Source organism: Aggregatibacter actinomycetemcomitans DSM 8324, assembly GCF_000372365.1.
GTDB lineage: Bacteria > Pseudomonadota > Gammaproteobacteria > Enterobacterales > Pasteurellaceae > Aggregatibacter > Aggregatibacter actinomycetemcomitans.
In genome coordinates this window covers 146,304-153,934 of sequence record NZ_AQUU01000004.1, presented here as the reverse complement: position 1 = coordinate 153,934, position 7,631 = coordinate 146,304, and the positions used below count along the sequence as shown (strand labels likewise).

7 protein-coding genes, 1 other RNA gene and 1 pseudogene are annotated in these 7,631 nt (G+C 44.7%); 4 read left to right on the top strand and 5 right to left on the bottom strand.

Going from position 1 to position 7,631, the window contains the following annotated elements; translation table 11 throughout:
* Together tnpA and A3CS_RS0103585 are read right to left on the bottom strand one after the other, a co-directional pair.
* Window positions 1-241: pseudogene (gene tnpA, locus A3CS_RS1000000111390) on the bottom strand (IS200/IS605-like element ISAac1 family transposase); the annotation flags it as partial.
* A 185-nt stretch (window positions 242-426) separates the two neighbouring features.
* Window positions 427-1,011 carry a DUF1439 domain-containing protein gene (locus A3CS_RS0103585; RefSeq protein ID WP_005589099.1) on the bottom strand — a complete coding sequence of 195 codons (585 nt, stop codon included), beginning with the start codon at window positions 1,009-1,011 and terminating at the stop codon, window positions 427-429.
* A gap of 87 nt (window positions 1,012-1,098) precedes the next feature.
* On the opposite strand from A3CS_RS0103585, the gene A3CS_RS0103580 reads away from it, so the two are divergent.
* The 4 genes from A3CS_RS0103580 to ffs all read left to right on the top strand — a co-directional run bounded on the left by A3CS_RS0103580 (window position 1,099) and on the right by ffs (window position 3,024).
* Window positions 1,099-1,734, top strand: coding sequence for a hypothetical protein (locus A3CS_RS0103580; protein ID WP_005548027.1), 636 nt, complete (start codon window positions 1,099-1,101; stop codon window positions 1,732-1,734).
* 65 nt (window positions 1,735-1,799) lie between these two features.
* Window positions 1,800-2,540 carry a lipopolysaccharide kinase InaA family protein gene (locus A3CS_RS0103575; protein ID WP_005559866.1) on the top strand — a complete coding sequence of 247 codons (741 nt, stop codon included), beginning with the start codon at window positions 1,800-1,802 and terminating at the stop codon, window positions 2,538-2,540.
* Window positions 2,537-2,665, top strand: coding sequence for a lipoprotein (locus A3CS_RS1000000112400; RefSeq protein ID WP_005542417.1), 129 nt, complete (start codon window positions 2,537-2,539; stop codon window positions 2,663-2,665). The genes A3CS_RS0103575 and A3CS_RS1000000112400 overlap by 4 nt, the downstream gene beginning before the upstream one ends.
* Before the next feature lie 260 nt (window positions 2,666-2,925).
* Window positions 2,926-3,024, top strand: an RNA gene (gene ffs, locus A3CS_RS1000000111385) — signal recognition particle sRNA small type.
* A 23-nt stretch (window positions 3,025-3,047) separates the two neighbouring features.
* Here ffs and cydC read toward each other — a convergent pair.
* The 3 genes from cydC to trxB all read right to left on the bottom strand — a co-directional run bounded on the left by cydC (window position 3,048) and on the right by trxB (window position 7,603).
* Entirely contained in the window at window positions 3,048-4,781 is a 1,734-nt protein-coding gene (gene cydC / locus A3CS_RS0103565; RefSeq protein WP_019518242.1) for a heme ABC transporter ATP-binding protein/permease CydC, read from the bottom strand.
* Complete coding sequence (gene cydD / locus A3CS_RS0103560; protein ID WP_005548020.1) at window positions 4,781-6,544, bottom strand: heme ABC transporter permease/ATP-binding protein CydD; 1,764 nt, start codon at window positions 6,542-6,544, stop codon at window positions 4,781-4,783. The genes cydC and cydD overlap by 1 nt, the downstream gene beginning before the upstream one ends.
* 105 nt (window positions 6,545-6,649) lie before the next feature.
* Window positions 6,650-7,603, bottom strand: a complete 954-nt coding sequence (gene trxB / locus A3CS_RS0103555) for a thioredoxin-disulfide reductase (protein ID WP_005548017.1) — start codon at window positions 7,601-7,603, stop codon at window positions 6,650-6,652.
* Between the last annotated feature and the right edge of the window lie 28 nt (window positions 7,604-7,631).

Below are 7,631 nucleotides of genomic sequence, written 5' to 3'. Positions count from 1 at the left end.
AACTTGATACCGATAATTTCGGCGGAATTTTTAGAAGCATATGAATATGCTCTTTCATTGCGTACGCTTCTATTATTTCCACATTTTTATAGTCGCATAACTGCCTTAATATGCTACCTATATCCGTTCTAAGCCTTCCGTAAATGGCTTTTCTTCTATATTTCGGGGTGAAGACGATGTGATACTTACAGTTCCATTTGGTGTGTGATAGACTTGAATCGTCATTGGCTTTACTTACCATTGACTTATCCTCCTATATCTTGAATTTTGGTTGTCAGCCTTATTCATTATATAGTGAGGATTTTTTATGTTGACCGCTTAAGCTCTTTGATTCCATACGCATAGCGTACGGTTTTTATAGCTAGACGTTGTCTAGCTATAATAAAAAAGGCTGAATCCTTGTTCAGCCTTTATTTTTGCCTGAAATTATGGTTTTAGCAAATTATCAAAGGTGTCCACTTCCAATCTGCCTTGTTCTACCCGAATGCCTTTAGCGGCTTGTTTAATCATCATATCCCGTGGATTTTTTTCGTCTAGGGTATAAACCGGCGTGTTGCTCAGATAGGTGGCGATATTGTTGGTGAGTAACGGCACCAGACTTTGAATTTGCCCCATGTATTGTTCAGGCGAGCCGGACCAGCGTAGTACGCGAATATCCTTCAAATAAATCGCACCTTTTTGCGCATCATAATAAGGCACAGTGTCGAAGGTGAGGTTCAATTTGGCGGAAAACTGATCGGTAGGCAGTTTGAATAAGCCGTCGATAATGCCGCTCAATTCCAAGCGTTTTCCCGCGGATTGCCCGATTCTGGCGCTGAAATCGTGCAGATTGTAATCCACGCTGGCAAGACCGGGAATGCCATAATTATTTTTATAATTATTGTACCGAGCCAGCAATTGGTTGATTTCATTTTCGCTGATGGCAAGGGCAAATGCGGATGTTGATAATGTTGAGGTCAGCAAAAGTGCACAAAGTAATGTCACAAATTTCGGTTTTAACCAAGCAAACATAGGTATTCTCCTAATCGTAAGGTTTAAAAAAAATAAAAAAACGGTTAAACTAGACCGCACTTTTATCAATTCAAGGGGCTTATTTTCATGCAGAAATATATCATCAGGGTGGTCTTATGCTCATCAATTTTACTGTTATCGGCGTGTGGTTCGTTATCTGAAATTAAAACCGCCGGTACGTCGGGTTCCGTCGCTGAGATGATGCAGGCAAATGCCGATGTGAAAGCGTTACTGCAAAAAGCGGAAACCTTGCCGACATTTGAATATGTCGACAACAATACGCAATATACAGCTTACTTAAATGGACAACCGGAATTGATTAAAGTTAGCAACGGTAGTGACAATAAATTATTTTTCTATAAAGGAGGCAAAGTTTCCGTCGCGCAGGAAAATGGCAAAGTTCGCAACATTGACGCGGCAAACCGAGCACAAAAAGCCTTAGTCGCCGAAGCCATGAAACTGTACAAAATGTTGGGTTCAAACAATGCGGATAAAGGCGTGGTTAACGTGAAAACCGGTAACGATGCCAAATTAAATTACCTTTGTATTGCAAAAATTCAACAGGTGGCACAAACTTCACGCGTATTTCGTAGTTCTGCTAACCACGCTAACAGCAATTCCCGCTTAGCTGCTGATGTGCGTTTAAACGGTAATCGGTTCTATAAAATGGATTGCCGGTTGTCCGGCAACCGGGTTGCAAAATTAAGTTTAATTAAGAAATAACCGGCAGGATTGCACAAAAAGTGCGGTTAATTTTGACCGCACTTTTCTTTTATAGGGATTCTATTATGTCAGACTCAGTGACGTTTTCTTTTGCGCAATATGTTCAGCGGCTCTTAGCAGAACATAAAGGGGAGCGGGTCTATTATTTTACCTACGGGAACAAAAATTATTGGCTGAAACAACCGGAACAATTAAAAGGCGTGTGGCATTTGCTAAAACCGCATCCGCAGCAGGCATTTCAAAACGAGCTCCGGAGTTTGCAGTATCTTGCACAACGACAAGCACCGGTGCCGAAATTAGCCGCTTTCGGTAAAGATTATCTGGTGCTGGAAGATGGTGGCAAAAGCGTAGCGAATTGGGTTGACGATAATATTCCAACGCAAACCAAACAACAGATTCTGTTGGATTGTGCTAAAGCCTTGGCGCAGTTACATCAACAGGGACTGGTGCACGGGCGCCCGGCAATTCGGGATATTTTATGGCATGACGGCAGGGTGTTATTTATTGACTTTGAAGTGGACGCAACAAAACGGAACTTACCTCGTCAGAAAGTGCGCGATTTGATTTTGTTTATTTATAATTTATGTCGTGAGGAAAATATTTCCGATGAAACTGTCCGCACGGTTATGCGCGGTTATGAACAGGATTGTGAACCTCAAGAGTGGCAGGATATGATGTCTTCCGTATGCCATTATCGTTTTTTGTATTATTTATTATTGCCGTTTAAATATATTGCTAAAAAAGATTTAATCGGGGTGTATCGTTTATTTAGAAATGTGGAAAAAGTGAAAAGAGGCGAAGTATGAAAAAAATTATCCTGGCAGTATTTATTCTATTTAGCCTGGCAGCGTGTTCCGTAGGTGTCGGTGCAAGTGGCGGTTCCAATGGCGTTGGTGTAGGGTTCGGTGTTGGCACCGGTGTACGTTTATAAAAAAATGCCTGATAAATTTCATTATCAGGCATTTTTTCAATCTTAATATAAGGCGTTAACCCGCTGCATAAATCCGGTTTAATTCATGCTGTGTGAGTTGCATCGGAAAGTGCGGTCATTATTTTCCTCGTTTGTTTAAAGTTCGGGCACTTTCCCTTTCATACGGAGATAACATTTGCAATTCGGCGGGGCTTATTGCATAATGCAAACCCTTAATCGCCAGTGTGAAATGAAATCTTGCGGTTAATTCAATGGAAACCTTTTCGGTCCCTCGCAATGAAGTCTGGTTTACCAGGTCAGGTTCGGAAGAAAGCAGCCAGAGTCAGAATTTTCGTGTGCCGAGATCAAGCTGGGAAGGTTTCCACCTTTCCAGCCTTCCCAATTAAATGCGTTGTGTCAATTGCTTGAAAAAGCCATTTTCTTTACTGATTAAATCCAGATAAGCACCTTGTTCAATTAATTGATTGTTATCAATCATGACCAACTGATCAAATTGTTCAATAGCGGTTAAGCGGTGCGTCACCATAATTAATGTTTTTCCACGGCTGTGTGCCAAAATTGCCTGCAGAATGTGGCGTTCCGTTTCACGATCCAAACCTTCCGTTGGCTCATCTAACAGTAAAATCGGTGCGTCATTTAATAGCACCCGAGCCAAGCCCAAACGGCGTTGTTCACCGCCGGATAACGGACGACCGCCGTCACCGAGCCATAAATCCAAGCCTTGTTCCTGATTCACGAGTTTTTCCAAGCCCACTTGTTGTAGCACGGCAAGCATTTTTTCATCGCTCAACGGAGCATGATTGGCAAGTTGCAGGTTATTGCGCAATGTGTCGCTGAACACGTGCACCCGTTGGGTCAAGAAGCAAAATTGTTGGCGCAGGGCAGTTTCGCTATACGTTTGAATCGGTTTGCCTGCCAGCAGAATTTCACCTTGGTTGGCATCATAGTTACGAACTAATAATTGCAACAACGTGGATTTTCCGCTACCGGTTTTGCCTAAAATGGCAACTTTTTCGCCGGCTTGAATGTTGAGGGTTAAATCCACCAGCGCCGGATTAGTGCGTTGCGGGTAAGTAAAATGCAGATTTGTCATTTGCAATAACGGCTGTTGTTCATCGGGTTCCACTTCTTGCGTACCGGAAAAATCCAATAACGGCTGTTGTTCAATAATGTCCGTTACCCGCTCGGCAGAGGTAACCACTTGCCCGATGTGTAAAAATGCTGCGCCGATAGGCATCAGGATTTCAAACGAGGCAAGGGCGGCAAAGGCAAATAAGCCGATAAACGCCATGCGGTATTCATCGTTGCCTAAATCCGCTTGGGCGGCAAACCACAAGGTGACACATAACAGCAAACCGTTGGCGAACAATAAAAGTGCGGTGGAAAATCCCGATAAATTGGCTTCCCGTTGTTGGTAAGCCTGCCATTGTTGTTCCGTTTGGTTCAGTTTTTCTTTGACCTTGTCCTCGCCGTTAAACAGCAATAATTCCGCTTGCGCCTGAATAAATTCGATAAATTGCGTGCGGTAAAGGGCGCGGGATTGGGTAAGTTTGGCGCCGAATTTGTTACCCAAATGGTAAAAAATCGTCAGGATAACCAGCAAGAGCGCCAGTAATGTGAAACCGATAAACAGCGCGAGCGGGGCATTAATAAAACTCAAGCCAAAGGTAATGAACGCAATCACCACTATGGCGCTGATAAAGGGCGCAATGAGGCGAAGATATAGGCTGTCGAGGGTGTCCACATCGGCAACCAAGCGGTTTAATAAATCGCTGTTACGATAACGGTTGAGCAGCGCAGGGCTTAACGGAATGATTTTGTCAAACACCTGCACGCGCAGTTTTGCCAATACGCGGAAGGTGGCGTCATGGGTGACCACTTTTTCAAGGTAGCGCGCCACGGTACGCCCGATTGCCAAACCGCGTACGCTGGCGGATGGGTAGAAAAAGTTAAATAGCGAGCCGAAACCGGCGATGGCGGTGGCGGCAAGAAACCAGCCGGAAAGGGTGAGCAACCCGATACTGGACGCCAGCCCTAAAATCATCAGCAAGCCGCCTAAAATTAACGGCAGTTTGGCGAATTTAAATAAACGAAGAAAAGGCAATAATGCGCGCATTAGTGAATATCCTGTTGTCGTTGTGCCAATAATTCGGCGAAGAAACCTTGGTGTTGTAGTTGGTCAAAATGCCCTTGTTGAATAATTTGCCCATGGCGCATGACCAAAATATTGTCGCATTGTTTCAGATCTTCAATACGGTGAGTGATCATTACCGTGGTTTGCTGTTGACTAATTTGTTGCAATGCCTGCAACACCTGATTTTCCGATTGGGCATCCAGGCTGGCGGTAGGTTCGTCCAACAACAGCAAATCACCTTTGTGCAGCAGTGCACGTGCCACTGCCAAACGTTGCGCCTGCCCCACGGAAACACCGATGCCGCCTTCTTTAATTTCTGCTTCCAGACCAAGCCGATCGGTAAACTCTTTTGCTTGTGCCAAGCGCAAGGCATGATCAATTTCCTGTTCGTCGGCTTGAATATCACCCAGCAATAAATTTTCTTTAATGGTGCCTTGTAGCAGCAGCGGGTTTTGCCCTACCCAGGCAATATGTTTACGCCATTGCATTAAATCCAAATCGCGCAATTCTTGTCCGTTAATTTTCAGGCTGCCTTGATACGGCAGAAAACCTAACATGGCGTTGATGAGCGAAGTTTTGCCGGCACCGCTTTGCCCGACGATGGCAATATGGCTGTGTGGTGGAATAGAAAAATTCAGGACTTCCGTCAGCGGTTTACCTTGCGGCGATAAGACCACCAGATTTTCACCTGAAATTTCTACCGCACTTTTTCCTTCAAATGCCGCTTTTTTATCGCCTTGGGCAGTTAAATAATCGGCTTCCAGAAAATCCACAATGGCATCTGCCGCCCCGATACCTGCGGCGCGGTCGTGATAATAGGTGCCGAGATCGCGTAATGGTTGATAAAATTCCGGTGCGAGAATCAAGCAGAAGAAACCGATAAACAGGGTGATTGGCGTGCCGTAAGTACCGAATTCGATTTGCCCTAAATAACTAAAACCGAAATATACCGCCATTAATGCTATAGAGATGGAGGTGAAAAATTCCAGCACGGCAGAGGAGAGGAACGCCATTTTCAGCACGTCCATAGTAGTTTCACGGAAGTCTTCCGTGCTTTCTTCAATGTAGCGGGTTTGTTCCAAAGTGCGGTCAAATAAACGTAAGGTTTCCAAGCCACGCAGCCGATCTAAAAATTGCCCGCTTAAACGGGCGAGGGTGTCCATGTTCTTTTGGCTGCTGTCTGCTGCTGCTTTGCCCACTAAAATCATGAAAATCGGGATCAGCGGTGCGGTGCCTATTAAAATCAAACCTGCCGCCCAATTCAGTGGGAAAACCGCAATTAGAATAATGATCGGTACAATGGCGGAAAGCGCTTGTTGCGGCAAATAACGGGCGTAGAAATTGTGCAGGTTTTCTACCTGTTCCAACATGATCGTCGCCCAGCTACCCGCCGGTTTGTTGTTAATGGTGGCAGGACCGACCTGATGAATTTTATCCAGAATTTGCCGGCGAATACTATTTCGTAATAATTGACCGCACTTAAAGCCGATTTTTTCCCGTAACCATAAAATCAGAGCGCGCAATGCAAATCCCACAATCAAGCCGATAAAATAAGGTATAAGACCACTAATTGCTTTATTAACAATAATGATTTTATACAGCAATGACGCCAGTAAATAGGTTTGCGCCACGAGAATGACGGAGGAAAGGGAAGCAAGGAGGATGTTAAGGTTTAAATATTCTTTAATTGGCTTTTGCTGCGTGCGTAACCATTGTTGCAAATACTTTTGACGGGATTTGTCCATAAGTTGCGGTTTTTTACAAAAGATAGAAAAAACATAAGGCGGGCTTTAAAGCCCACCGTGTTGTAACATTATGATTTTATTGACGGAACACAACGCCCGTTTGATTTATTTTTGCGCGTCTAAATAACGCTCGGCATCCAATGCTGCCATACAACCGGTGCCGGCAGAGGTAATTGCCTGGCGATAATTGTGATCCATCACATCACCGGCGGCGAAGACACCCTCCACGGAAGTGGCGGTGGCATTACCTTCTAAGCCTGATTTCACCACGATATAGCCGTTGTTTAATTCAAGCTGACCTTGGAAAATTTCCGTGTTCGGCGCATGACCGATGGCGACGAATACGCCGTCTAACATGACGTCCTCGGTGGCATCGGACTGCACGTCTTTTAATCGTACTCCGGTCACGCCCATGTTATCACCTAATACTTCGTCTAAAGTGCGGTGGGTATGTAGAATGATTTTGCCTTCTTCTACTTTTTTGTATAGGCGATCAATAAGGATTTTTTCCGCGCGGAAGCTGTCGCGACGGTGAATCAAATGCACTTCGCTGGCAATATTGGCTAAATACAAAGCTTCTTCGACCGCCGTATTGCCACCGCCGATCACTGCAACAGGCTTATTGCGATAAAAGAATCCGTCACAGGTGGCACAGGCAGAAACGCCACGACCTTTGTAGCTTTCTTCGGTCGGTAATCCCAAATAGCGGGCGGAGGCACCGGTAGCGATAATTAACGCATCACAGCTAAAGGTTTGAGCATCACCGTATAATTTGAATGGGCGGGAGGAAAGATCAACACGGTTAATATGATCGAAGACAATTTCCGTCTCGAATTTTTCTGCGTGTTGTAGCATTCTTTGCATCAGTTCCGGACCGGTAGTTTCACCGAAATCGCCCGGCCAGTTTTCAATTTCATTGGTGGTAGTTAGTTGACCGCCTTGTTGTAAACCGGTTACTAATAACGGTTTCAAATTAGCGCGTGCCGCATAAATCGCAGCAGTATAGCCGGCAGGGCCGGAGCCTAAAATGAGTAATTGAGCGTGTTTAATTTCAGACATAAATAATCCTTTTTTAAAATAATAGTTG